Genomic DNA, 24,268 nt, shown 5'->3' with positions numbered 1-24,268 from the left:
CCCGCAAGGACGCCTGGTGACCGGCGCGCGAACGCCGGTCCGGAACCGGATCCGCCGGGCCGGGCCAGGACGCCCCCTACAGCCGGCGCAGCCGCTCGGCGGCTTCCCGGAGCACGTCCTCGCGCTTGCAGAAGGCCCAGCGGACCTGGGTGGCGCCCGCGGCCTTGTCGTCGTAGAAGACCTGGTTCGGGATGGCGACCACGCCGCAGCGTTCGGGGAGGGCGCGGCAGAAGGCGAGGCCGTCCTTCTCGCCGAGGGGCGTGATGTCCGTGGTGATGAAGTAGGTGCCCTGCGGGCGGAAGACCTCGAAGCCGGCCGCCGCCAGGCCGTCGGCGAGGATGTCGCGCTTGGCCGCCAGGTCGGCGCGGAAGGTGTCGTAGTACGCGTCGGGCAGGGCGAGGGCCTCGGCGATCGCGTACTGGAAGGGGCCCGAGGAGACGTAGGTCAGGAACTGCTTCGCCGAGCGGACCGCCGTGACCAGTTCCGGGGGCGCGGTGAGCCAGCCGACCTTCCAGCCCGTGAACGAGAACGTCTTGCCGGCCGAGGAGATGGTGACCGTCCGCTCGCGCATGCCCGGCAGGCCCGCCAGGGGGGTGTGGGCGCCTTCGAAGACCAGGTGCTCGTACACCTCGTCCGTGACGACCAGCAGGTCGCGCTCGACGGCCAGCTCGGCGACCGCCGCGAGTTCGGCCGGGGTCAGGACGGTGCCCGTCGGGTTGTGCGGGGTGTTCAGGAGCAGCAGGCGCGTGCGCGGGGTGACGGCGGCGCGCAGTTCGTCCAGGTCGAGGACGAAGGATCCGGCGTGCGGGCGCAGGGTGACGGGGACGCGTACCGCGCCGGCCATGGCGATGCAGGCCGCGTACGAGTCGTAGTACGGCTCCAGGGCGATGACCTCGTCGCCCGGCTCCAGGAGGGCGAGGAGGGCGGCGGCGATGGCCTCCGTGGCGCCCGCGGTGACGAGGACCTCGGTGTCGGGGTCGTAGCCGAGGCCGTAGAAGCGCTGCTGGTGCGCGGCGATCGCGGTGCGCAGCTCGGGGACGCCGGGCCCCGGCGGGTACTGGTTGCCGAGCCCCGTGAGGACCGCGCGGGAGGCCGCCTCCGCGATCTGCGCGGGACCGTCGGTGTCGGGGAAGCCCTGGCCGAGGTTGATCGAACCGGTGCGGACGGCCAGCGCCGACATCTCGGCGAAGATCGTCGTGCCGAAGGCCGCGAGGCGGCGGTTCAGGAAGGGGCGGTCGCTGCTCACGGATGCGCTCATGGGCGTCATCCTGCGGGCAACCTCTGGACTTCCTCAAGTGTGCTTTGGGTCGTACGGGCCGCGGGCATTCCCCCTTCACGCAGGACGCGGGGATCCTGCTCCCCCGGGAAGACCGGGGTGTGAGAGAGGTGGCGGACATGGGGTTCGTCTTCGGTTTCGTTGTGATTGTTGCCGTCTTCGTCGTGGTCCTCCTGAACGTGCTGGGCCGGTCGTCCGGGGGGCGGGGCTCGTCCCGTCGGCGGGGACGCCGCAGCTGGTGGGCGGACGGCGGCTCCTCGTCGAACTCGGGCTGCGGGTCGTCCTCCTCCGGTTGCGGCTCCTCCTCGTCGTGCGGGGGATCGTCCTCCTCGTGCGGTGGCGGTGGCGGGTGCGGCGGTTCGAGCTGACACGGGGCCGCGGGCACCGCGTTTGACGAGGGCGTTCGACGGTCCGACTGCCGTCGGGCGCCCTCTTGTTCGTCAATGCATGACGACGCGCGGGGCGCAACCTGTTGAACACGTGAACTGCGGAGCCCCCGGGGGGATGTAAACCCCTTCAAGTTGGGTAAAAACGCTGTGAGTGCCGTGCCTTTCATGATTCCCTCGGTTGAGTAGACCAGTCCTCGGACCTCCCTGGACTTCCTGTGGACCCGTGCCGGTTTCCCCCCACCCGTGCTTGCTACCGCTGGCGGGCCCCGGCCCATCTCCCTCGCGCGTTTGCGGAGCCGACTCATGCTCACGACCCTCCAGACCTCATACACCGACACGCGTGCCGCCGATCTCGCCTGGGCCCTGGGTCGGGACCGGCTGCCCGCCCTGGCCGTACTGAACCTCGAACTCTCGGGTGCAAAGGTGGAGTTGCGCCTGCTCGGGGCCTCCCATCAGGTGCTTCTGGAGGAGGGGGAGGTGCGCTGCTCGGAGACGGTCGCCTGTATGCCCGGCAGCAGCACGCCGCTGCCGCTCGGCGTGGCCAAGCGGGTGGGCGACTGGGAGTACGAGTTCGCCGCGCGGGTGGAGACCCTGTCGCGCGGATCCTTCGCCGGGCGGGCCCAGGAGCTGCTCGCACTGGTGGCGGACCACCCGAACGGGCTAGCGGGGACCTTTCCGGGAAGCCCGCACGCCTTCACCGCCATGCTCGCGCAGCACTACGAGGGGCAGGTGCGCTGGCGGACCTGGCACGCGTACCCGCAGGAGGGCCAGCTGGTGGCCACCCGGACGCGGGTGGGCGTACGGACGGGGGCGCCCGCGACGGCGGCCCTGGAATCACCCGCGTTGCTCTAGGCCGGCGCCGGGGGCGCGATTATCCCTGCGTGGTTACGCCAACTGGCGGGATATCCACCTCACTTACACCCATGTGGGTGACCGGATGCGAGTGGGCGGTGACGTACGGTTCGCTTCATGATCGACCGTTCCGTCCCGCGCCGGGTGCTCCCGGCTCCGGAGCCTCGGGGCGCCGCGACCGTCCCGGCCGCCCTGCCCGTACGGCCCCGGACCGGCCGACTCCTCGTCCTGGCCACCGTGTTCATCTGTGCCGCCTGCGGGCTCGTGTACGAGCTCGAGCTGCTCGCGCTCGGCACCTACCTGATCGGCGACTCCGTCACCCAGGCGTCGGTCGTGCTGTCCGTCATGGTCTTCGCCATGGGAGTCGGCTCCCTGCTCGCCAAGCGCTTCCGCCACCGGCCCGCCTTCGGTTTCGGTGCCATCGAGGCCGGACTCGCCCTCCTCGGCGGGCTCTCGGCCATAGCGCTGTACGCGAGCTTCGCCTGGCTGGGGGAGTCCCGGCCCGCGCTCGTCGCCTTCTCCTTCGCCATCGGGGTGCTCATCGGCGCGGAGATCCCGCTGCTGATGGTCCTCATCCAGCGGATCCGCAGACAGGACGCGGGCGGGGCCGTCGCCGACCTGTTCGCCGCCGACTACGTGGGAGCCCTCGTCGGCGGCCTCGCCTTCCCCTTCCTGCTCCTCCCGATGCTCGGCCAGCTCACCGGCGCCATGGTCACCGGCACCGTCAACGTCATCGTCGGCGGCGGGCTGGTCCTGTGGCTGTTCCGCCGGGACCTGAGCAGGCGCTGCCGCTGGCTGCTGATCGCCGCGAACGTGACCGTACTGGCGGTGCTCGCCTCCGCCACCGTCCTCGCCGACGACTTCGAGCGGACCGCCCGGCGCGCCGTGTACGGCGGGGAGGTACGGGTCGCCGTCCGGACCGAGGTGCAGGAACTGGTGCTCACCGGGCCGTCGACCGGCTCCCCGCGCTCCCTCGACCTCTACCTCGACGGGCGGCTGCGGGTCAGCGGCTACGACGAGTACCGCTACCACGAGGCCCTGGTCCACCCCGCGATGACCGGCCCGCACGCCCGCGTCCTGGTCCTCGGCGGCGGTGACGGGCTCGCCGCCCGCGAGGTGCTCCGCTACCGGGACGTCTCCTCCGTCACCGTCGTCGAGCTCGACCCCGGAGTGGTCCGCCTGGCCCGCACCGATCCGATGCTCTCCGCGCTCAACTCCCGGGTGTACGAGGACCCGCGGCTGGCCGTCGTCACCCAGGACGCCTTCCGCTGGCTGCGGGGACCGGCCGCCGACGACCGCTTCGACGTCATCGTCTCCGACCTCCCCGACCCGGGCATCACCCCCAGCACGAAGCTGTACTCGCAGGAGTTCTACGGGCTGGCCGCGCGCGCCCTGCGCCCCGGGGGCCGGATCGCCGTCCACGCCGGACCGCTCGCCACGCGCCCGCGTGCGTACTGGACCGTCGACTCCACCCTCCGCGCCGCCGGGCTGCGCACCGCCCCCTACAGCGCGGGCGGCCGCCTCACGGGCTTCGCCGCCGGACCCGACCGCACCCCGCTCGGCGAGACCGGCGCGCCGCCGCAGGACTGGGGCTTCGTCCTGGCCTCCCGGGACCAGGACCCGCCCCTGCGCGTGGACCGCGACACGCCCGCGCTGCGCTCCCTGTCGACCCGCTCCCTGCAGGACGCCGCTCGCGACGCGGAACGCACCCGGGTGCCCGGACTTCCACCGTCGACCCTGCCGCACCCGCGGTATTCGTGACCCGGTGCGGTCTCGTCGGTAGGCTCGACCGCATGGAGCATCAGGTGTTCGTTCCGGTACCGGCAGACGATCTCCGCGCCGTGCTGCGCGACCCCGCCCGGGTGGCCCGGTGCGTGCCGGGACTCCAGCAGGACGCCGACACCGCTGCCGGGCCGGTCTCGGGCCGGCTCAAGGTGCGGGTCGGCGGGAGCACCGTGACGTATCGGGGGGCCCTGACCGTCACCGAGCGGGCCCCCGGCCACTTCACCTTCGAGGGGGAGGGGACGGAGGTCCGGGGCAGCGGGACCGTGAAGTTCGCCCTGGACCTGCGGCTGACGCCGGTCCCGGACGGGACCCGGCTGGACTTCACCGCCGAGGCCACCGCCGACGGGCGCGCCGCCGCCTTCCCGCCCGAGGCCACGGCCACCGCCGTGCAGCGGCTGCTGGACCGGGCGGCCGGACAGCTGACCCTCGGCTCCGCGCCCGACGACCCGGTGGCCGCGTCCGAGTCCGAATCCGGGGTCGGCGCGGGTGAGGACGACGTCCCCGAGGTCAGCGCCTCCCTGTACGAGACCGAAGTACCGCCGCCCTCCCTGGACCCCTTCCTCGCCGGTCAGTTCGACGGCACGGACGGAGCCCCGCAGCCCCCGGCCGAGGCCGCCCACGCACGGCGCACCATGATCGGCCGCAGCGCGGAGGAGGTGGACCACGCGCCGCCGCGCGGCCGGTACGCCCCGGTCCCCGCGCCCGCCTCCGCCACCGCCGGCGACAGCCTGCGCTGGATCGCCCCGGCCGCCGCCCTCGCGCTGGCCTCGGCGGTTGTCATCGGCCGGGCCCTGCGCCGTCGTCGCTGAACAGCGGGCCCGCCGCATTAGGGTCGACCGCATGAGTACGCAACTGAGCGCCGGCGGCGCCGAGGTGACGGTCGACCAGGAGAACGGCTGCCGGATCAGCAGCCTGCGCATCGACGGGACGGAACTGCTGCGCCAGGGGCCGAAGTACGGGGCCTTCCCGATGGTTCCGTGGTGCGGCCGGGTCGCGAACGGGCGGTTCCGCGACGGCGCGACCGTCCATCAGATGCCGCTCAACCACCCGCCGCACGCGCTCCACGGCTTCGCCCGCGACGCACCCTGGCGCCCGGCCGGAGTCGGCGCCACCGAGGCCGCCTTCGCCTACGACCTCGCCGAGCCGTGGCCGTACCCCGGCCGGGTGACCCAGGTCGTCTCGCTCGCCGAGGACTCGCTGACCCTCACCATGGGCGTCGAGACGTACGGGGACTCCTTCCCGGCCCAGGTCGGCTGGCATCCCTGGTTCCTGCGCAACCTCGAGGCCGGCGGCCCGGACGCGGAGGTTTCCTTCGACCCCGCGTGGCAGGAGGAGCGCGGTGACGACCACATCCCCAACGGCAAGCGCATCGACCCGAAGCCCCGCCCCTGGGACGACTGCTTCGGCATGCCGCACGGCGTCGACGTCACCCTCACCTGGCCCGGCACCCTCGAACTGCGCGTCACCAGCCGGGCCGAATGGGTGGTCATCTACGACGAGGAACCCGAGGCGGTCTGCGTGGAGCCCCAGTCGGGCCCGCCGAACGGGTTGAACACCCTCCCGCGCCTGGTCACCCCGGTGGACCCGCTGGAGGTCTCCACGACCTGGACCTGGCGCCGTCTCGGCTAGACACGCCCCGGGCCCCCTTTAAGCTCAGGGGCATGAGTGACGTCAACGAAGTAATGCCGTCCGGCACACGCGATGCGCTTCTGCAGCAGATCAAGGACAAGGCCGTCGTGCACGGCAGGGTGACCCTCTCCTCCGGTCGTGAGGCCGACTACTACATCGACCTCCGCCGGATCACCCTCGACGGTGAGGCGGCCCCGCTGGTCGGTCAGGTCATGCTCGACCTGACCGCCGAGCTCGAATTCGACTGCGTCGGCGGTCTGACCCTGGGCGCCGACCCGGTCGCGACCTCGATGCTGCACGCCTCCGCCGCGCGCGGTCAGCGCCTGGACGCCTTCGTCGTCCGCAAGGCGCAGAAGGCCCACGGCATGCAGCGCCGCATCGAGGGCACCGACGTGAAGGGCAAGCGCTGCCTGGTGGTCGAGGACACCTCGACCACCGGCGGCTCCCCGCTGACCGCCGTCGAGGCGGTCCGCGAGGCCGGCGGCGAGGTCGTCGCCGTCGCCACGATCGTCGACCGCGGTGCGGCCGACGCGATCGCCGAGGCCGGTCTCGCGTACCTCACCGGATACCGGCTCGAGGACCTCGGCCTGTCCTAGGCCGTCCCTTCCGGACCTGCCGGGCCTGCCGGGCCTGCCGGGCCTGCCGGGCCTGCGAGGGCCCAGGTTCGGTCTGCCGGCCCGGTCCGGCCATCGCGAGAACTGTCGATGAAGGTCCCCGGTCGCCCCGCTGAGCGGTCTGACCTGGTAGAAAACGGCGGCCCGGGATGTTTCACGTGAAACATCCCGGGCCGTTCGCCCACCACGTGAGACGGGCGGGCTGGACCCTCGCGCCGAGTCTGGAAAGATAGGCGCGACGATGACGTCGCCCCCAGGTCAGGGCCCGCAATAAGCACACTCCCGCACATCCAAGGAGCCGGCAGATGCCCATCGCAACCCCCGAGGTCTACAACGAGATGCTCGACCGGGCGAAGGCAGGCAAGTTCGCCTACCCGGCCATCAATGTGACCTCCTCCCAGACCCTGCACGCTGCCCTGCGCGGCTTCGCGGAGGCCGAGAGCGACGGCATCATCCAGATCTCCACCGGTGGTGCGGAGTTCCTGGGTGGCCAGCACAACAAGGACATGGTCACCGGCGCGGTCGCCCTGGCCGAGTTCGCGCACATCGTGGCCGCCAAGTACGACATCACGGTCGCCCTGCACACGGACCACTGCCCGAAGGACAAGCTGGACGGCTACGTACGTCCGCTGCTCGACATCTCCGCCGAGCGCGTGGCCCGCGGTCTGAACCCGCTCTTCCAGTCGCACATGTGGGACGGTTCCGCCGAGACCCTGGCCGACAACCTGGCCATCGGCCAGGAGCTGCTCGCCAAGGCCGTCGCCGCCAAGATCATCCTCGAGGTCGAGATCACCCCGACCGGTGGCGAGGAGGACGGCGTCACCCACGAGATCAACGACGAGCTGTACACGACCGTCGACGACGCGATCCGCACCGCCGAGGCCCTCGGCCTGGGCGAGAAGGGCCGCTACCTGCTGGCCGCCTCGTTCGGCAACGTCCACGGCGTCTACAAGCCGGGCAACGTCGTCCTGCGCCCCGAGCTCCTCAAGGACCTCCAGGCCGGTGTCGCCGAGAAGTACGGCAAGGCCTCGCCGTTCGACTTCGTCTTCCACGGCGGTTCGGGTTCCACGGCCGAGGAGATCGCCACCGCGCTGGAGAACGGCGTCGTGAAGATGAACCTCGACACCGACACCCAGTACGCCTTCACGCGTCCGGTCGTGGACCACATGTTCAGCAACTACGCGGGCGTCCTGAAGGTCGACGGCGAGGTCGGTACGAAGTCCAAGTACGACCCCCGCACCTGGGGCAAGGCCGCCGAGGCGGGCATGGCCGCGCGCGTCGCCGAGGCGTGCGCGAACCTGCGCTCCACGGGCACCAAGCTGAAGTAGTCGGCCGCAGCGAGCCGTACCGAAGGGCCCGGCCCCCGTCCCGCGACGGAGGCCGGGTCCTTCGGCGTTCGCCCCGGCGAGTGGCCGCGGAGGCGGGAGGAGGGCCGCTCGACCGGGGTGTGAACCGCCCCCGTACGCGGAGCCGTGGCGTTCCTCCGGCCCGGATCCGTCCCGCGGCGGACGGGGACGCGGCACACCACCGCTCAACGCGGTGGCGGCGGCCCGGCAGACTGGGGGCATGTCCATTCACCAGAACCTGCTCGGGGGCCCCGCCCCCACCCACCTGCCCGACGAGCCGGGCCGCGAGGCCATCGCCGCCGGCACCCCCGCCGTCGAGGTGGCCGCCGCGCACCCCACGTCCTCGCTCGCCTGGGCGGTCCTCGCCGACGAGGCCTTCGCCGCCGGCAGCACGGTCGAGTCGTACGCCTACGCCCGTACGGGCTACCACCGCGGCCTCGACGCCCTGCGCCGCGCCGGGTGGAAGGGCCACGGCCCGGTGCCGTGGGAGCACGAGCCGAACCGTGGCTTCCTGCGCGCCCTGCACGCCCTGGCCCGAGCGGCCGAGGCCATCGGCGAGAAGGAGGAGCACGAGCGCTGCTCGACCTTCCTGCGGGACTCCTCCCCGACGGCGGCGGACACGCTGAGCGCCTGAGTCCGTACGGCGGGGAGTGACGCGGCCGAAATAGTGTGGTCTGCGTCACTCTCCGCTGGAGCGCGGCCGCGACAGGGTCCTATGATGCGGGCAGGGGACCGGGGCTCCACTCACCTCACGGAAGGGGCGGACCGCTACCCGGAAGCACGTGTCGAGGAGACAGCGATGTCGAAAACCCTTGATGCCTCCGGAGTCGGCGGGTCGGAAACCCCGAACCTCGACTTCGCTGGCACGACCCCGTACGAGGACTACGTCCAGGCGGACGTTCTCACCCACCTCCAGCACCTCCGTTCGGACGACCCGGGCGAGATGGTCTTCCTGGTGACGACCCAGGTCATGGAGCTTTGGTTCACGGTCATCGTCCACGAGTGGGAAACCGCCACGAAGGCCCTGCGCGAGGACCGCATCCCCGTCGCGATGGATGCGCTGAAACGTTCACTCCGCGAACTGGAGGCCCTCAACGCCTCCTGGCGCCCGCTGGCCCAGCTCACCCCGGGGCAGTTCAACGCCTACCGCTCCGCCCTCGGCGAGGGTTCCGGCTTCCAGTCGGCGATGTACCGCCGGATGGAGTTCCTGCTCGGCGAGAAGTCCGCCTCCATGCTGGTTCCGCACCGGGGCGCCCCCCGCGTCCACGCGGAGCTGGAGAAGGCCCTGCACGAGCCCAGCCTCTACGACGAGGTGCTGCGCCTGCTCGCCCGCCGTGGGCTCCCGGTCCCGGACGCCGTCCTGAACCGCGACCTCTCGCTGCGCTACGAGCCCTCGGCCGAGGTCGAGGCCGTCTGGACCGGCCTGTACGCCGCCCCGGACACCAACGAGAACGCGGACCTGCACCGCCTCGGTGAGGTCCTCACCGATGTCGCCGAGCTCGTCTGGCGCTGGCGCAACGACCACCTGGTCGCCACCCGCCGCGCGATGGGTGCGAAGACGGGCACGGGCGGCTCGGCCGGCGTGACCTGGCTGGAGAAGCGCGCGACGAAGAACGTCTTCCCGGAGCTCTGGACGGCCCGCAGCTATGTCTGACGACTCCACGGAAGACATAGCGGCGGCGGCGGACACCGCGAAGAACGCCACGAACGACACCGCGAAGGACAGTGCGGCGGACCTCCGCGGCCGTGCGGCCGAACTGGACGCCGCCGACGGGCTGGCGAAGCTCCGCGAGCGCTTCACCCTTCCCGACGGGGTCGTCTACCTGGACGGCAACTCCCTCGGCGCCCTGCCGGCCGGGGTCGCGGACACCACCGCCGACGTCGTCGCCAGGCAGTGGGGCGAGCTCCTCATCCGGTCCTGGGACGAGAGCGGCTGGTGGACCGCGCCCGAGCGGATCGGCGACAAGCTCGCCCCGCTCGTCGGCGCGGCTCCCGGCCAGGTGGTCGTCGGTGACTCCACCAGCGTCAACCTCTTCAAGGCCCTGGTCGGCGCCGCCCGTCTCGCGGCCCCCGGCCGGACCAGGCTGCTGGTCGACGCCGCCACCTTCCCCACCGACGGCTACATCGCGGAGTCGGCGGCCCGGATGACGGGCCTGACCGTCGTACCGGTGGACCCCTCGCACGCGGCCGAGGCCATGGACGCTGACACCGCCGTGGTGCTCCTCAACCACGTCGACTACCGCAGCGGACGGCTCCACGACCTCCCCGCCCTCACCGCGGCCGCCCGCGCCGCCGGGGCGATCACGGTCTGGGACCTGTGCCACTCCGCCGGCGCCCTCCCGGTCGGCCTGGACGAGCACGCCGTCGACCTCGCGGTGGGCTGCACGTACAAGTACCTCAACGGCGGCCCCGGCGCGCCCGCGTACCTGTACATCGCCGCCCGCCACCAGGCCGACTTCGACTCCCCGCTCCCGGGCTGGAACGGTCACGCGGATCCCTTCGCGATGACCCCGGGCTTCGAGGCGGCGCAGGGCGCGACCCGCGGCCGCGTCGGTACGCCGGACATCCTGTCCATGCTGGCCCTGGAGTCGGCGCTCGACGTCTGGGACGGGGTGTCCGTCGAAGACGTACGGGCCAAGTCCCTCGCCCTGACCGACTTCTTCCTCGAGTGCGTGGCGGCGTACGTCCCGCAGGGCCGGGTCGAGTCGGTCACCCCGGACGAGCACGAGCGCCGCGGCAGCCAGATCTCGCTGCGGACCGAGAACGCCCGCGAGGTCATGGGCGAGCTCATCTCCCGGGGCGTCATCGGCGACTTCCGCGCACCCGACGTCCTGCGCTTCGGCTTCACCCCGCTCTACGTCGGTTTCGCCGATGCCGAGCGTGCCGCACGCACACTGGGTCACATTTTCGGGTGACTCGGTAGCGAAACGTCACATCACCGGGCGGGCGGGGCTACGGCTCCGTCCGCCCGGTCATATTCCGGGACCCGCACGGAACGGCCTGTTCCAGACTGATACGGTCCCGCTCTGCCGGAACACCGGAACATCAGTCCCCGCTGTCCCACGCGTTACCGAGAGGTTGAGCCGATGACGGACCCCGCCGCAGTGGAACGGGACGCCGCCGAGGCCGCCTCGGCCTTCTCCCATCCGGCCGTGGCACCGGACGCGACCGCCGCGTACGGCGAACACCCCGACCACGTCGTCGACTTCTACGCCCCGCGCCGCGAAACCGGGGGCCCGGCCCCGCTGGTGGTGCTGCTGCACGGCGGTGCGTGGCGAGCCCCGTACGACCGGCAGCACGTCACGCCCTTCGCGGACTTCCTGGCCCGGCGGGGTTTCGCGGTGGCCAACGTCGAGTACCGGCGCGGCAGTTCTGTGCCGCACCAGAACGCCGAGGGGCCGGTCGCCGGGCGCTGGCCGGAGACCTTCGACGACGTCGCCGCCGCGATGGACGCCCTCCCCGCGCTGGCGGCCGCCGCACTCCCGCAGGCCGATGTCCGCCGCACGGTCGTCACCGGCCACTCGGCGGGCGGCCACCTCGCGCTGTGGGCCGCGGCCCGGCACGTGCTCCCGTACGACTCCCCGTGGCGGCTGCCCTCCCCGCCGATGCTGCGCGGCGTGGTGGCGCTGGCCCCGATCGCGGACTTCGCGGTGGCGGAGGAGCTGGGCGTGTGCGGCGGCGCGAGTGCACAGCTGCTGGGCGGGCCGGACCACTGGGAGGAGCGCCTGCCGTGCGCCGACCCGGCGGCGCTGCTGCCGACGGGGATCGCCACGGCGGTGGTGCAGGGCCGGGACGACATCGTGGTCCCGCAGCAGGTGGCCGAGGCCTATGTGGCGGCGGCCGCGAAGGCGGGGGAGACGGTCGGGCTGACGCTGCTGGACGCGGTCGGTCACTTCCCGCTGATCGACCCGGCGGCGGACGCGTGTGCGGTGGTCGCCGAGGAGATCTCGCAGCTGGCCTGGTAGGCCCCGCCGACCCTTCCGGCCCGCCGCCCGGACCCGGCCCGAAATCCAGGTCGGAGCGGCTGGACCCGTGTGTACGCTGATCATGTTTTGGTCTGATCGCGTTCAAAAAAGAAAAAATGGGGGGCCGGTGCGCAATCGCCGACTCGTAATGACCGCTGCCCTCGTGGCGGCGGGTCTCGGTGTCATGCCGAGCACAGCTTCGGCCGCCGGAGGACCGACCGGGCCAGTGGCCCCGTCCGTCGTGTCGAAGGCCGGGGAATCCGCGCTCCGGACGTTCAGCAGCCCTGCCGACCGTACGGTCCGCACGGGGCCGCCCACCGGCGGGAACAAGGCGGCGGGGGACCACCCGGGGGTGGCGGTGGGTCTCGACGCACGGAGCCACACCGCGCACGGACTCGAGCTCACCAGCAAGATCACGGGGCCGGACTCCGCACTGGAGGTCGTCGTCGACTGGGGTGACGGCAAGACCGAGAAGAAGACCATCAAGGGCTCCGGGGAGCTCTTCCACAGCCACACCTACGCCGAGGTCGGCGAGTACCGCGTCAAGGTCACGGCGACCGACGTCGCCCATGCCATCTCGGGCTCCAACGACGTCATGATCATGACCATCGGCTCCGAGTTCACCCCGCACGCCCCGACCCGGCTGCTGGACACTCGCGACGGCACGGGCACCCGGGCGGGCAAGGTCGCCGCGCGCGGCACGACCCGCGTGAAGGTACGCGACAACGCCAGGATCCCCGGCGAAGTCAGGGCGGTCGCCCTCAACGTCACGGTCACCAACACCTCCGTCGCCGGGCACATCACGGCGTGGCCGGGCAAGGGCACCGAGCGGCCCGACACCTCGAACATCAACTACGTGGGCGGTCAGTCCGTCCCGAACCTGGTCATCGTGCCGGTGGGCACCGACGGCTACGTGGAGCTCTACAACGCCGGCTGGGGGGCCGTCGACCTGATCGCCGACGTCACGGGCTACTTCACCCGGACCCCGTCCAGCGGTTACACCTCGCTGGACCCGGTGCGCTTCGTCGACACCCGTGAGGGGCTCGGCGCGCCCAGGTGGCAGCTGGCCGGGCAGGGTGTGTTCACCACGCAGATCGGCGGTCTGCACGGTGTGCCGAAGGGGATCACGGCCGTGGCGCTGAACGTGACGGTGACCAACCCGCGGCAGCTCGGCCACCTGTCCGTCTTCCCGGCCGGGGGCCCCGTCCCGACGGCGTCCAACCTGAACTTCGCGGCCGGTCAGACGATCGCGAACGCGGTGATCGTGCCGGTCTCCGCGGACGGTGACATCAGCGTGTTCAACGGCGCCTGGGGCCCGACGGACGTCGTGGTCGACGTCGTCGGCTACTACAGCAAGGACAGCAGGGCGGCCTTCGTGCCGTTCACGCCGCGCCGGATGCTCGACACGCGCAACCCGTCCGGCTGGTTCCCGGGCGGTCGCCTGCCGGCCCGTGGCCACATCTCGCAGTGGGTCTCCGGGGAGGCGGAGGGCGACGAGGCGTACGTCCTGAACACCACCGTCACCGAGACGACGGACTCCGGCTTCCTCTCCGTGGCGCCGAGCCCGTTCCCCTGGCTGGTGAACGACGACCCGAACGCGCCCAAGCCGCCGCGTCCCGGTTCCTCCACCCTGAACTGGACGGTCGGCGGGACCGTCCCGAACCTGGTGCAGGCGAGTGCCGGCGAGCACGGAATCATCAACTTCTGGAACCAGGGCTGGAAGGACGCCGACCTCGTCGTCGACATCTTCGGCATCTACCAGAACAACTGATGCGCCGGTGAGCGAGAGGGGGAGCGGCGGGCGGCAGCGTGCCGCTCCCCCGCCCGTCCCCGCTCCGGCGTCGCCCGTACCGGGCAATGGGCGCACTGTGGGACAGAATCCCGCCAACTCCCTGTGCTCGTACGGATATTCGTCGAACGTTCGACGATGATCTGTGTACTCTGGAGTCTCATTCCTGAGCACGTTCAAAAATGGGGGGGCCGGTGCGCAGTCGCCGTCTCGTAATTTCCGTTGCCGTCATCGCGGCCACGATCGGTCTCGTACCGGGCATGGCCCAGGCGGCCGAGCCCGTAGCGCCGTCCGTGTCGGCGCCGAATCTCGACCTCGGCAAGGCCGCGGCGTCGAACTTCAAGACCTACACGAGTCCGGCCGAGAAGTCGGTCCGCACGACCCTGCCGGCTGCCAAGGGGAAGGCAGCCGCCGCCGCGGGCAACCCGGACCTGAACATGGTCCTGTCCGCCACCAGCAAGACCGCTCACGGGGTGGAGCTGGTCACCGACCTGATCAGCGAGACCGCGTCGCTGACGGTCACCGTCGAGTGGGGCGACGGGAAGAAGGACGTCGTAGGCGCCTCCGGTGCCGGCCCGCTGACGCACCGGCACGCCTACGCGGAGCTCGGCGAGTACAACATCAAGGTCACGGTGACGGACACCGCGAACGCGGTCGAGGTCGTCAACAACCTCCCGTACGGCACCGCGGGTTCGGAGTTCACGCCGTACGCCCCCACGCGCCTCCTGGACACCCGTACCGGCACCGGTGTGCCGTCGGCGGGCAAGGTTCCGGCCCGCGGCATGACCCGGGTGAAGGTCGGCGGCAACGGCGGCATCCCGGAGGGGGTCACCGCGGTCGTCCTCAACGTGACCGTCACCAACCCGACCGACTTCGGGTTCATCACCGCCTTCCCCGAGGGCGGTGAGCGCAAGGAGACGTCGAACGTCAACTTCCGGCCCGGTCAGACCGTTCCGAACCAGGTGATCGTGCCGGTCGGCAAGAACGGCTACGTCGACCTGTTCAACGGCAGCTGGGGCGGCTCGGTCGACGTGATCGCAGACGTCAGCGGCTACTTCACGCAGAAGGCGTCGAGCGGTTACACGCCGATGACCCCGGTCCGCTTCGTCGACACCCGCGAGGGTCTCGGCACCGTCAGGGCGCAGCTGGGCGGGCAGGCGGGCTTCAGCACCCGGATCAGTGGCCTGCGCGGCGTGCCCCAGGACATCACCGCGGTCGCGCTGAACGTCACCGTCACCAACCCGAAGGCGTACGGTCACCTGACCGTCTACCCGACCGGTCAGTCGGCGCCCGACACCTCCAGCCTGAACTTCGGCGCCGGTCAGACCGTCGCGAACTCGGTGATCGTCCCCGTCGGCGCCGACGGCAACATCAACATCCACAACGGCGCCTGGGCCGGGATCGATGTCGTCGTCGACGTGGTCGGCTACTACAGCGAGGGCAGCAAGGGCTCGTTCATGCCGGTCGGGCCGGTCCGCCGGCTGGACACCCGCACGAACAACAAGCCGATCCCCGGCGGCTACTACCTGCCCGTGTTCTTCACCCCCCTGCCCGAGGACGACGGTGTCTCGGGCTACGTGCTGAACACCACGGTCACCAACACCGCGAACGCCGGTTACCTCTCGGTCGCCCCGGACCTCAACTCGGCCGACGACTACAAGAACGACCGGGACGTGGCGATGGAGGCACCCAGCTCCTCCACCCTGAACTGGGCGAAGGGCGACACCGTCCCGAACCTGGTCCAGGCGAGCGCCGGTGAGAACGGCATCGTCGACTTCTTCAACCAGAGCTGGGAGGAGTGGGCGACCACCGACCTGGTCATCGACGTCTTCGGCTACTACGAGACCAACTAGTCCGCCAGGCCGCGCACGGGCGCCCCGGAATCCGTTTCCGGGGCGCTCGCGCGTTCCCGCGCACACACCCCACCTCTAGGCCGTCTCTTTCGGATCTTGCCGGGCCCGCGACGCCCGGCACCGCACCTCGCCGCGTTGTCGGGCCCGCCCCGGTACGTCCAGTACCAGGGCGACCCTCCGCCTTGCGATGCTTCCCCTCGGCCCTGCGGGCCTGGGGAGACCCCATGGCACCGGACGCCGCGGGCTCGGCCGACAAGATCCGAAAGAGACGGCCTAGTCGTCCGGTTCCGTCCAGCGGTCCGACGTTCCCGGGGCCAGGTGTTCCACCAGTTCGGCCAGGTCTTCGCAGACCTGCTCGATCTTCAGGCGCACGTTGTTCTGCTCGGTGACCAGAGCCGCCAGCAGCAGCCCGGTCAGGGCCGCCGCTCCGTTGAGCGCCTGGAGGTTGATCATGACCTCCAGGAGGCTGTGCCGGGCGAAGGGCCCGGCGTGGTCGGTCGCCGCCGCGATCGTCAGGACGGAGACCAGCAGGGTGACCGGAGCGCTCCCGGCGAGCTGGAAGCGCACGGCCGCCCAGATGATCACGGGGAAGACGAGGAAGAGCAGCGAGAGGGAGCTCCGGGTGGCCACCAGGGTGACGACGACGGCGGTGACCGCCAGGGCCGCCGCCTCGGCCGCGCGGTAGCCGTCCAGGGGCCGCCGGGCCGCCACGACCCGGCGCAGGACGAGCAGCAGCGGGGTCAGCACGAGCACTCCCATCGCGTCCCCGGCCCACCAGGCCGACCAGACGGGCCAGAACTGCGACAGCGGCAGGTCGCCGGTGAGCACCAGCGTCCAGGTCCCGATCGTGGCGCTGATGAGCATGGGCCACAGACCGCCCAGGAAGACCAGCGACAGGGCGTCCCGCAGCCGGTCCAGCTCGGTACGGAAACCCGCCTTGCGGAGCATCAGGTACGCGCACACCGGGGCGAGGACGTTCCCCGCGACGATCATCAGGCCGGACGCGTCGAAATCGGTGAGCCGCTCGATGGTGAGGTACGTACCGAGCGCGATCCCCGGCCAGGCCCGCAGGCCCAGCCACAGCAGGGCGGTCACCGCCACGCCGGTCGGCAGCCACAGGGGTGTGACCTCGGCACCGTCCACGACCACGCGCTGGTGGAGGCCGATCAGTCCGCCCGCGTAGTAGGCGAGAGCCACGGCGAGGATCGGCAGCAGAGCTGCGGGCAGTCGTCGCCATCCCTCGGTGCGCACCACAGCATCAGACAACAGCCCGGCGCCCGGGCGGGCCGTGACACGCGCTACCGCGCGCTACCGGGGGCCGAAGGCGTCGTGGCTGAGGACGAGTACGGCGGCGTCATCGGCGTGGCCGGTGGAGTCGGCCACCTTCATCACCGCGGCGGCCAGCTCGCCCGGATCCGTGCCCGCGGCCTCCCGGACCACCCTGGCCACCCGCTCCAGTCCCACCTCGATCGGGAACTTCGGACCCTCCACCACGCCGTCGGTGAGCAGGACGATCGACCCCGCCTTCGTCAGCCGGCGCCGGGTGACCGCGTAGCCCGCCCCAGGCATCAGGTTCAGCGGCAGGCCGCCGTCGTCCTCGGCGATGCCGTACTCGCCGTCCACGGTGGCCCAGACCGCCGGAACGTGGCCGGCCCGGGCGGTTTCCAGCTCCCGGGTCTCCGGGTCGAAGCGGAGCAGGGTGCAGGTCGCGAAGAGCTCGCGGTCCATGGAGAGCAGCACCTCGTTGGCCCGGCTCAGCACCTCGCCGGGATCGACGACGACGCCGGCCACGGCACGCAGACAGATCCGCACCTGCCCCATGAAGGCGGCCGCCTCCACGTCGTGCCCCTGGACGTCACCGATGCAGAAGGCGAGCGCGCCCTCCGGCAGCTTGAAGCCGTCGTACCAGTCGCCTCCGATGTCCAGGCCGTGGCGGGCCGGCGAGTACCGGGCCGCCGTCCGCAGGCCCGGCAGCGCGGGCAGGGAGGCGGGCAGCATCTCGCTCTGCAGGGCCTCGGCCAGGTCCACCCGGGCCTGCTGCAGCTCCACCCCGCGGCGGGCCTGGTCGGCGAGCCGCCCGAGGGTGCTGAGCAGGTCGGCGCTGGCCGCCCGCGGGGCACGGCGAGGACTCACGGAACGCTCCGAGGTGCATCCATCCGTCCCTGCTTCCGCTGCGCGAAAAGCCCGTGCACATCATATTTCCGCCCACCCGGAACCCGCCCCCCGAGAGCCGGCCCGCCCTGCGGGGGACGGGCTCACGCCCCGTGGGGGTTCAGTCCCGCTGCCGGTCGGCCGGCGAGGCGACCGGCTGCGGCTTGTCGCGGCGCGAGGAACGCCGAAGGGGCGGCGGGCGCGCGTGCGCCTGCCGCCCCTTCGGGGGTCAGGGACTAGAGGAACGAGTTGATCTCGATCGTCTCGGTACGGCCGGGGCCGACGCCGATGGCGGAGATCGGGGCGCCCGACATCTCCTCCAGGGCCTTGACGTACGCCTGGGCGTTCGCCGGCAGGTCCTCGAAGGTCTTGGCCTTGGTGATGTCCTCGGACCAGCCGGGGAGGTATTCGTAGATCGGCTTCGCGTGGTGGAAGTCCGTCTGCGAGTACGGCAGCTCCTCGACGCGCTTGCCGTCGATCTCGTACGCGACGCAGACCGGGATCTGCTCCCAGCCGGTCAGCACGTCCAGCTTCGTGAGGAAGAAGTCCGTGAGGCCGTTCACGCGAGTGGCGTAACGTGCGATCGGCGCATCGAACCAACCGCAGCGGCGGTCACGTCCGGTGGTCACGCCGCGCTCGCCGCCGATGCGGCGCAGGTCCTCGCCGTCCTGGTCGAACAGCTCGGTCGGGAACGGGCCCGCGCCGACCCGGGTCGTGTAGGCCTTGAGGATGCCGATGACACGGCTGATCTTCGTCGGGCCCACGCCGGTGCCGGTGCAGGCGCCGCCGGCGGTCGGGTTGGACGAGGTGACGAAGGGGTAGGTGCCGTGATCGACGTCGAGCAGCGTGCCCTGGCCGCCCTCGAACAGCACGACCTTGTCCTGGTCCAGCGCGTTGTTGAGGATCAGGGTGGTGTCGGCGACGTACGGCTTGATCTGCTCCGCGTACTGGAGCATCTCCTCGACGATCTGGGCGGCGTCGATCGCACGGCGGTTGTACAGCTTCGCGAGGAGCTGGTTCTTGCCCTCCAGCGCCGCCTCGACCTTCTGGATCAGGATCGACTCGTCGTAGAGGTCCTGGACGCGGATGCCGATGCGGTTGATCTTGTCCGCGTACGTCGGGCCGATGCCGCGACCGGTCGTACCGATCTTGCGCTTGCCCAGGAAACGCTCGCCGACCTTGTCGAGGGTGACGTTGTACGGCGTGATCAGGTGCGCATTGCCGCTGATGAGCAGCTTGGAGGTGTCGATGCCGCGCTCGTTGAGACCGCGCAGCTCGGAGAGCAGGACGGCCGGGTCGACGACGACACCGTTACCGATGACCGGGGTGCATCCGGGGGAGAGGATGCCGGAAGGGAGAAGGTGCAGTGCGTACTTCTGGTCGCCGACGACGACCGTGTGGCCGGCATTGTTGCCGCCCTGGTAGCGCACTACATAGTCAACGGATCCACCGAGCAGGTCGGTGGCCTTTCCCTTGCCCTCGTCACCCCACTGAGCTCCGAGCAGCACAAGAGCGGGCACAGGCGTACACCTCTTCCGGATGGGGCATGTCCAAGGTCAGGGGGCGTACGACGATGTACACCGCAGGCTGAGCCGTCGGACCGGTACCCCGGAATAGACGAAGGCCCTGGCGCAATAGCGCAAGGGCCTCTTGCACAAAGATGCTACCCGAGGAAGGACCGAGGTGTCGGCTCCAGAGCCCACCATGAGCCATGCGGGCGCGCCGGTAGGCGGTCTGCTCGTGCTCGTCGACCCGGTCGCCCGCCGTCTTGACGGCGAGTCCGTGCGGATCGCGAAGGATGTGTTGTCAGCGGGCGCGGCAGCGAAAATCTGCCTCCCGGATTCGCAGGAGGAATTTGCGCGGGCTCTTGCCCGCCGGGGTCATCGGCGGCTGGTGATCGTCGGTGACGACCGGGCCCTCGTGCGCACCGTGGGGCTGCTGCACCGGGAGCGGGGGCTGGGGGAGGGACCTCTGGCGCTGGTTCCCGTGGGCCCCGTGGGGTCGCTGGGGCTCGCGCGGTCCCTCGGCGTGCCGCTTTCGGCCGTCTCCGCGGCCCGGGCGGTGCTCGACGGGTCGGTGCGGACCTGCGACCTGCTGGTCGACGACAGTGACGGGGTGGTGCTGGGCGGGCTGCGGATCCCGCCGGTGCACGGGGCCCCGCGGCCCGCCGGGCCGTCGGTGTGGAGCGCGTACCGCTCGCTGGTGCGGACGCTGGTCCGCCCGGTGGCTGCGGCCGGCGGCGCGAGCACGGGCCGGCACCGGCTGCGCGTCGAGGCCGACGGGGTGGTGCTGGCCGACCTGGACCGGCCCGTGGAGGACGTATCGGTTCGCACGCGGGACGACGGAGGCCCGGCGGAGGTCGTGGTCCGCACCGGTGGCGGCGGCGCGGCCGACTCGACGGTCACGGCCAGGGCGCAGACGGTGACGGTGTCGGGCGCGGACTTCCGCTACCGCGCCGACGCGGCCATGACCGGCCCGGTCCGCCGCCGTACGTGGACCCTGCGGCCGGGGGCATGGACGCTGACCGTGCCCCGGTGACGCCGGAGGCCGCCGGGGCGCGGGACGGGACCGGGACGTGCGGCGAGCTGCGCGACGAGTGCGCCGCGCCGGGCGACGAGCCGCGCGACGAGATGTGCGCCGCGCTGGGCGACTGGCGGCGCGATGCACTGCTGCTCTGCCTGCTGCCGGTGTTCTGCTGGCCGGCGTTGGTCGCGGCCGCGCTCGGTCGGCCGCCGGTGCCGGCGGTGGCGCTGTGCGCGGCGCTGGGCCCGGTGCTGCTCGGAGCGCGGGAACTGTACGCCGCCCGGCGGGTCCGGCGCGTGCTGCGGGACCCCGCGGTGCGCTGGACCCCGTACGAGGCCGTGGTGGTCCGCGCGCGGTGGCGGCCGCCCGTGCTGGTGCTGGCCGACGGAGAGCACGTACTGACCCTGGGGATGCTGGGCCGCCGGGTGCTGCCGCCGCGCCCGTGGCCCCGTACGGCCGCCGCCCCGGCCACGGTGGTGGTGCGGTGCGCGGGTGACCCGGCCGCGGGCGGGGCCCTGTGGGCCCCGCACTCCGGCGGGCTCGGCCGCGCCCGGCCCGCGCGCCGCGCCCGGGCCCTCGCCCGTGGGCCGGGCCGCCCGGTCACGGCGCGGACGGGGCAGTCGCCGCCCCTGCGATGAGGCAGGCGACGGGTACGGGCCGGCCCACGGACGAGCACCGGGCGGCGGCGGTCAGGCGCCGACGTACGCCGCGAGGTGTTCGCCGGTGAGGGTGGAGCGGTTCGCCACGAGGTCGGCGGGGGTGCCCTCGAAGACGATCAGGCCGCCGTCGTGACCGGCGCCGGGACCGAGGTCGATGATCCAGTCGGCGTGCGCCATGACGGCCTGGTGGTGCTCGATGACGACGACGGACTTCCCGGAGTCGACCAGCCGGTCGAGCAGACCGAGCAGCTGCTCCACGTCGGCGAGGTGCAGGCCGGTGGTCGGCTCGTCGAGCACGTAGACACCGCCCTTCTCCGCCATGTGGGTGGCCAGCTTGAGCCGCTGCCGCTCGCCGCCGGACAGCGTGGTGAGCGGCTGGCCGAGGCTGAGGTAGCCGAGCCCGACGTCGGCGAGCCGGGTGAGGATGCGGTGCGCGGCGGGGGTGTGCGCCTCGCCGTCGCCGAAGAACTCCACGGCCTCGGTCACCGACATCGCCAGCACCTCGCTGATGTCGCGGCCGCCGAGGTGGTACTCCAGCACCGACGCCTCGAAGCGCTTGCCCTCGCACTCCTCGCAGGTGGTCGTGACCCCGGCCATCATCGCCAGGTCGGTGTAGATGACGCCGGCGCCGTTGCAGTTGGGGCAGGCGCCCTCGGAGTTGGCGCTGAACAGTGCCGGCTTCACCCCGTTGACCTTGGCGAAGGCCTTGCGGATCGGGTCGAGCAGCCCGGTGTACGTCGCCGGGTTGCTCCGGCGCGAACCGCGGATCGCGCCCTGGTCGATCGAGACCACGTCCGCGTCCGGGGACAGCGACTTGTGCAGCAGCGAGCTCTTGCCGGAGCCGGCGACGCCGGTGACGACCGCGAGCACGCCGAGCGGGATGTCGACGTCGACGTCACGCAGGTTGTTCGCCGTCGCACCGCGGATCTCCAGCGCGCCGGTGGCCTTGCGCACCGACGGCTTGAGCTTCGCCCGGTCGTCGAGGTGGCGGCCGGTGATGGTGCCGCCGGAGCGCAGTCCCTCGACGGTGCCCTCGTAGCAGACGGTGCCGCCCGCGGTGCCCGCGCCGGGGCCGATGTCGACGACGTGGTCGGCGATCGCGATGGTCTCCGGCTTGTGCTCCACGACGAGCACGGTGTTGCCCTTGTCGCGCAGCCGCAGCAGGAGGTCGTTCATGCGCTGGATGTCGTGCGGGTGCAGGCCGATGGTGGGCTCGTCGAAGACGTAGGTGACGTCGGTGAGCGAGGAGCCGAGGTGGCGGATCATCTTGACGCGCTGCGCCTCGCCGCCGGAGAGGGTGCCGGAGGCCCGGTCCAGCGAGAGGTAGCCGAGGCCGATCTCGACGAACGAGTCGAGGGTCAGCTGCAGGGCGGTGAGCAGCGGGGCGACCGAGGGCTCGGCGAGGCCGCGGACCCACTCGGCCAGGTCGCTGATCTGCATGGCGCAGGCGTCGGCGATGCTGATCTTCTTGATCTTCGAGGACCGGGCGCCCTCGCTGAGTCGGCTGCCCTCGCACTCGGGGCAGGTGGCGAAGGTGACCGCGCGTTCCACGAAGGCCCTGATGTGGGGCTGCATCGCCTCCTTGTCCTTGGACAGGAAGGACTTCTGGATCTTGGGGATGAGGCCCTCGTAGGTGAGGTTGACGCCCTCGACCTTGACCTTGGTGGGCTCCCGGTAGAGGAAGTCCTGCATCTCCTTCTTGGTGAACTTGCGGATCGGTTTGTTCGGGTCGAGGAATCCCGACTCGGCGTAGACCCGTACCGTCCAGAAGCTGTCGGACTTCCAGCCGGGGATGGTGAAGGCCCCCTCGGCGAGCGACTTGGAGTCGTCGTAGAGCTGGGCGAGGTCGATGTCGGAGACCGCGCCGCGGCCCTCGCAGCGCACGCACATGCCGCCGGTGCGGGAGAAGGTCGCCTTGACCGTCTTGGTCCGGTCGGCGCCGCGCTCGACCGTGATCCCGCCGCTGGCCCGGACGGAGGCGACGTTGAAGGAGTAGGCGCTGGGCGGGCCGATGTGCGGCTTCCCGAGCCGGCTGAAGAGGATGCGCAGCATCGCGTTGGCGTCGGTGGCCGTGCCGACCGTGGAGCGGGGGTCGCCGCCCATGCGCTGCTGGTCGACGGTGATCGCGGTGGTCAGGCCGTCGAGTACGTCGACCTCGGGGCGGGCCAGCGTCGGCATGAAGCCCTGCACGAAGGTGCTGTAGGTCTCGTTGATCATCCGCTGGGACTCGGCGGCGATCGTGTCGAACACCAGCGAGCTCTTGCCCGAGCCGGAGACTCCCGTGAACACCGTCAGCCGGCGCTTGGGGATCTCGATGCTGACGTCCTTGAGGTTGTTCACGCGCGCACCGTGCACGCGGATCAGACCGTGGCTGTCGGCGGCGTGCGGCGTCTGCGGCGTCTGCGTCGTCCGGGGGGACTGCGGCGTCTGCGGTGTCCGCCGCGTCTGCTGCGTCGGTCGCTTCCGCGGTGCGGGCGACTTGGGGTCCGGCTCGGTGGCCCTGCTCATCGTGTCTCCATTTCTCGGGCGGGCCGCCTGCGCGGACTCCTGCGGCAGTCGGTCCTCAGTGCTTGCGGGGCTGGTTGAAGCGGAGCATGTTGCCCGCCGGGTCGCGGAAGGCGCAGTCGCGGACGCCGTACGGCTGGTCGACCGGCTCCTGCAGCACCTCCCCGCCGGCGGCCCGGATGCGTTCGAAGGTGGCGTCGACGTCGTCGGTGGAGAAGATCACGCCGCGCAGCATCCCCTTGGCCAGGAGCTCCGCCATGGCCTGCCGGTCGGCGGGCGAGGCGTTCGGGTCGGCGAGCGGCGGTTCGAGGACGATCTCCACGTCGGGCTGGGTGGGGGAGGCGACGGTCACCCAGCGCATGCCCTCGAACCCGACGTCGTTGCGTACTTCCAGGCCGAGGACGTCGCGGTAGAACGCGAGCGCCTTGTCGTGGTCGTCGACTGCGATGAAGCACTGCGAGAGGTTGATGTTCATGCCGTCGACGCTACGAGGAGGGCGTGGATTTCGCTTCTCCGATCCTGACCGGTCGCGTGAAGATCTTGGCGACGCACGCCGGGATGTCGGCGCCGTCCTCGTGGCTGCGGGCCCGGTAGGCGCTCGGGGTCTCGCCGACGAGCTCGGTGAAGCGCGAGCTGAAGGACCCCAGTGAGGTACATCCGACGGCGAAGCAGACGTCCGTGACGCTCATGTCGCCGCGCCGCAGCAGCGCCTTCGCGCGCTCCACGCGGCGTGTCATGAGGTAGCTGTACGGGGTTTCCCCGAAGGCGGCGCGGAAGCTGCGGGAGAAGTGTCCGGACGACATGAGGGCGACGTTCGCGAGTGCCTGAACGTCCAGCGGTTCCGCGTAGGCGCGGTCCATCATGTCCCGGGCGCGGCGCAGCCGTACCAGGTCCTCCAGGTTCATGCGTTCCAGCATGGCACGCGGGCGCCG

At 71.7% G+C, this 24,268-nt stretch carries 21 protein-coding genes; 14 read left to right on the top strand and 7 right to left on the bottom strand.

Annotated features, from left to right (window positions below; translation table 11 throughout):
* Positions 1-76 precede the first annotated feature (76 nt).
* The gene (locus tag OG373_RS19160) at positions 77-1,267 is read right to left on the bottom strand and encodes a pyridoxal phosphate-dependent aminotransferase (RefSeq protein ID WP_405439366.1); all 1,191 of its coding nucleotides are present in this window, start codon (positions 1,265-1,267) and stop codon (positions 77-79) included.
* 701 nt (positions 1,268-1,968) lie between these two features.
* Here OG373_RS19160 and OG373_RS19155 point away from each other — a divergent pair.
* From OG373_RS19155 to OG373_RS19100, 12 genes are all read left to right on the top strand, one after another.
* Positions 1,969-2,517 (top strand): DUF2617 family protein, encoded by a 549-nt coding sequence (locus OG373_RS19155; protein ID WP_397732913.1) that lies wholly within the window; start codon positions 1,969-1,971, stop codon positions 2,515-2,517.
* Positions 2,518-2,634: 117 nt separating this feature from the next.
* Positions 2,635-4,278, top strand: a complete 1,644-nt coding sequence (locus OG373_RS19150) for a polyamine aminopropyltransferase (RefSeq protein ID WP_405439365.1) — start codon at positions 2,635-2,637, stop codon at positions 4,276-4,278.
* A gap of 32 nt (positions 4,279-4,310) precedes the next feature.
* Positions 4,311-5,111 (top strand): SRPBCC family protein, encoded by an 801-nt coding sequence (locus OG373_RS19145; RefSeq protein WP_405439364.1) that lies wholly within the window; start codon positions 4,311-4,313, stop codon positions 5,109-5,111.
* A 31-nt stretch (positions 5,112-5,142) separates the two neighbouring features.
* Positions 5,143-5,931 carry an aldose 1-epimerase gene (locus OG373_RS19140; protein WP_405439363.1) on the top strand — a complete coding sequence of 263 codons (789 nt, stop codon included), beginning with the start codon at positions 5,143-5,145 and terminating at the stop codon, positions 5,929-5,931.
* A 32-nt stretch (positions 5,932-5,963) separates the two neighbouring features.
* Complete coding sequence (pyrE, locus tag OG373_RS19135) at positions 5,964-6,527, top strand: orotate phosphoribosyltransferase (protein ID WP_397732909.1); 564 nt, start codon at positions 5,964-5,966, stop codon at positions 6,525-6,527.
* A 323-nt stretch (positions 6,528-6,850) separates the two neighbouring features.
* The gene (fbaA, locus tag OG373_RS19130) at positions 6,851-7,873 is read left to right on the top strand and encodes a class II fructose-bisphosphate aldolase (protein WP_030755743.1); all 1,023 of its coding nucleotides are present in this window, start codon (positions 6,851-6,853) and stop codon (positions 7,871-7,873) included.
* Positions 7,874-8,111: 238 nt separating this feature from the next.
* Positions 8,112-8,525 carry a DUF3151 domain-containing protein gene (locus OG373_RS19125; protein ID WP_356792192.1) on the top strand — a complete coding sequence of 138 codons (414 nt, stop codon included), beginning with the start codon at positions 8,112-8,114 and terminating at the stop codon, positions 8,523-8,525.
* A 165-nt stretch (positions 8,526-8,690) separates the two neighbouring features.
* Positions 8,691-9,545, top strand: a complete 855-nt coding sequence (locus OG373_RS19120; protein WP_397732908.1) for a tryptophan 2,3-dioxygenase family protein — start codon at positions 8,691-8,693, stop codon at positions 9,543-9,545.
* Positions 9,538-10,806: a kynureninase gene (gene kynU / locus OG373_RS19115; protein WP_405439362.1), complete on the top strand. Its 1,269-nt coding sequence runs from the start codon at positions 9,538-9,540 to the stop codon at positions 10,804-10,806. The genes OG373_RS19120 and kynU overlap by 8 nt, the downstream gene beginning before the upstream one ends.
* A gap of 171 nt (positions 10,807-10,977) precedes the next feature.
* Complete coding sequence (locus OG373_RS19110) at positions 10,978-11,856, top strand: alpha/beta hydrolase (RefSeq protein WP_405439361.1); 879 nt, start codon at positions 10,978-10,980, stop codon at positions 11,854-11,856.
* Between the two features lie 226 nt (positions 11,857-12,082).
* The gene (locus OG373_RS19105; RefSeq protein WP_405439360.1) at positions 12,083-13,627 is read left to right on the top strand and encodes a hypothetical protein; all 1,545 of its coding nucleotides are present in this window, start codon (positions 12,083-12,085) and stop codon (positions 13,625-13,627) included.
* Between the two features lie 212 nt (positions 13,628-13,839).
* Complete coding sequence (locus OG373_RS19100; protein ID WP_405439359.1) at positions 13,840-15,498, top strand: hypothetical protein; 1,659 nt, start codon at positions 13,840-13,842, stop codon at positions 15,496-15,498.
* Positions 15,499-15,771: 273 nt separating this feature from the next.
* Here OG373_RS19100 and OG373_RS19095 read toward each other — a convergent pair whose 3' ends face one another.
* The 3 genes from OG373_RS19095 to OG373_RS19085 form a co-directional block, all read right to left on the bottom strand.
* The gene (locus tag OG373_RS19095) at positions 15,772-16,752 is read right to left on the bottom strand and encodes an MASE1 domain-containing protein (RefSeq protein WP_405439358.1); all 981 of its coding nucleotides are present in this window, start codon (positions 16,750-16,752) and stop codon (positions 15,772-15,774) included.
* A 54-nt stretch (positions 16,753-16,806) separates the two neighbouring features.
* Positions 16,807-17,631 carry a PP2C family protein-serine/threonine phosphatase gene (locus OG373_RS19090; RefSeq protein WP_405439357.1) on the bottom strand — a complete coding sequence of 275 codons (825 nt, stop codon included), beginning with the start codon at positions 17,629-17,631 and terminating at the stop codon, positions 16,807-16,809.
* A gap of 254 nt (positions 17,632-17,885) precedes the next feature.
* The gene (locus OG373_RS19085; protein ID WP_393784748.1) at positions 17,886-19,169 is read right to left on the bottom strand and encodes an adenylosuccinate synthase; all 1,284 of its coding nucleotides are present in this window, start codon (positions 19,167-19,169) and stop codon (positions 17,886-17,888) included.
* A gap of 184 nt (positions 19,170-19,353) precedes the next feature.
* Between OG373_RS19085 and OG373_RS19080 the strand changes: the two genes are divergently transcribed.
* Both OG373_RS19080 and OG373_RS19075 read left to right on the top strand, forming a co-directional pair.
* Positions 19,354-20,187, top strand: coding sequence for a diacylglycerol kinase (locus tag OG373_RS19080; RefSeq protein ID WP_397732985.1), 834 nt, complete (start codon positions 19,354-19,356; stop codon positions 20,185-20,187).
* Complete coding sequence (locus tag OG373_RS19075) at positions 20,163-20,810, top strand: hypothetical protein (RefSeq protein ID WP_405439356.1); 648 nt, start codon at positions 20,163-20,165, stop codon at positions 20,808-20,810. Before OG373_RS19080 ends, OG373_RS19075 begins: the two co-directional genes overlap by 25 nt.
* Before the next feature lie 51 nt (positions 20,811-20,861).
* On the opposite strand, the gene OG373_RS19070 is transcribed toward OG373_RS19075, so the two are convergent.
* Genes OG373_RS19070 through OG373_RS19060 form a run of 3 tightly spaced genes read right to left on the bottom strand, consistent with a single transcriptional unit; the run spans position 20,862 to position 24,241 of the window.
* Positions 20,862-23,339 carry an ATP-binding cassette domain-containing protein gene (locus OG373_RS19070; protein WP_405439355.1) on the bottom strand — a complete coding sequence of 826 codons (2,478 nt, stop codon included), beginning with the start codon at positions 23,337-23,339 and terminating at the stop codon, positions 20,862-20,864.
* Positions 23,340-23,394: 55 nt separating this feature from the next.
* Complete coding sequence (locus OG373_RS19065) at positions 23,395-23,811, bottom strand: VOC family protein (RefSeq protein ID WP_397732899.1); 417 nt, start codon at positions 23,809-23,811, stop codon at positions 23,395-23,397.
* Between the two features lie 10 nt (positions 23,812-23,821).
* A complete protein-coding gene (locus OG373_RS19060; RefSeq protein WP_397732898.1) occupies positions 23,822-24,241 on the bottom strand; it encodes a helix-turn-helix domain-containing protein in 420 nt (139 codons plus the stop codon).
* Between the last annotated feature and the right edge of the window lie 27 nt (positions 24,242-24,268).

The sequence above is a fragment of the Streptomyces avidinii genome, assembly GCF_045161815.1.
GTDB lineage: Bacteria > Actinomycetota > Actinomycetes > Streptomycetales > Streptomycetaceae > Streptomyces > Streptomyces avidinii.
Note: the sequence above shows the minus strand (reverse complement) of the source record. Positions and strands in the feature narration are given on the sequence as shown.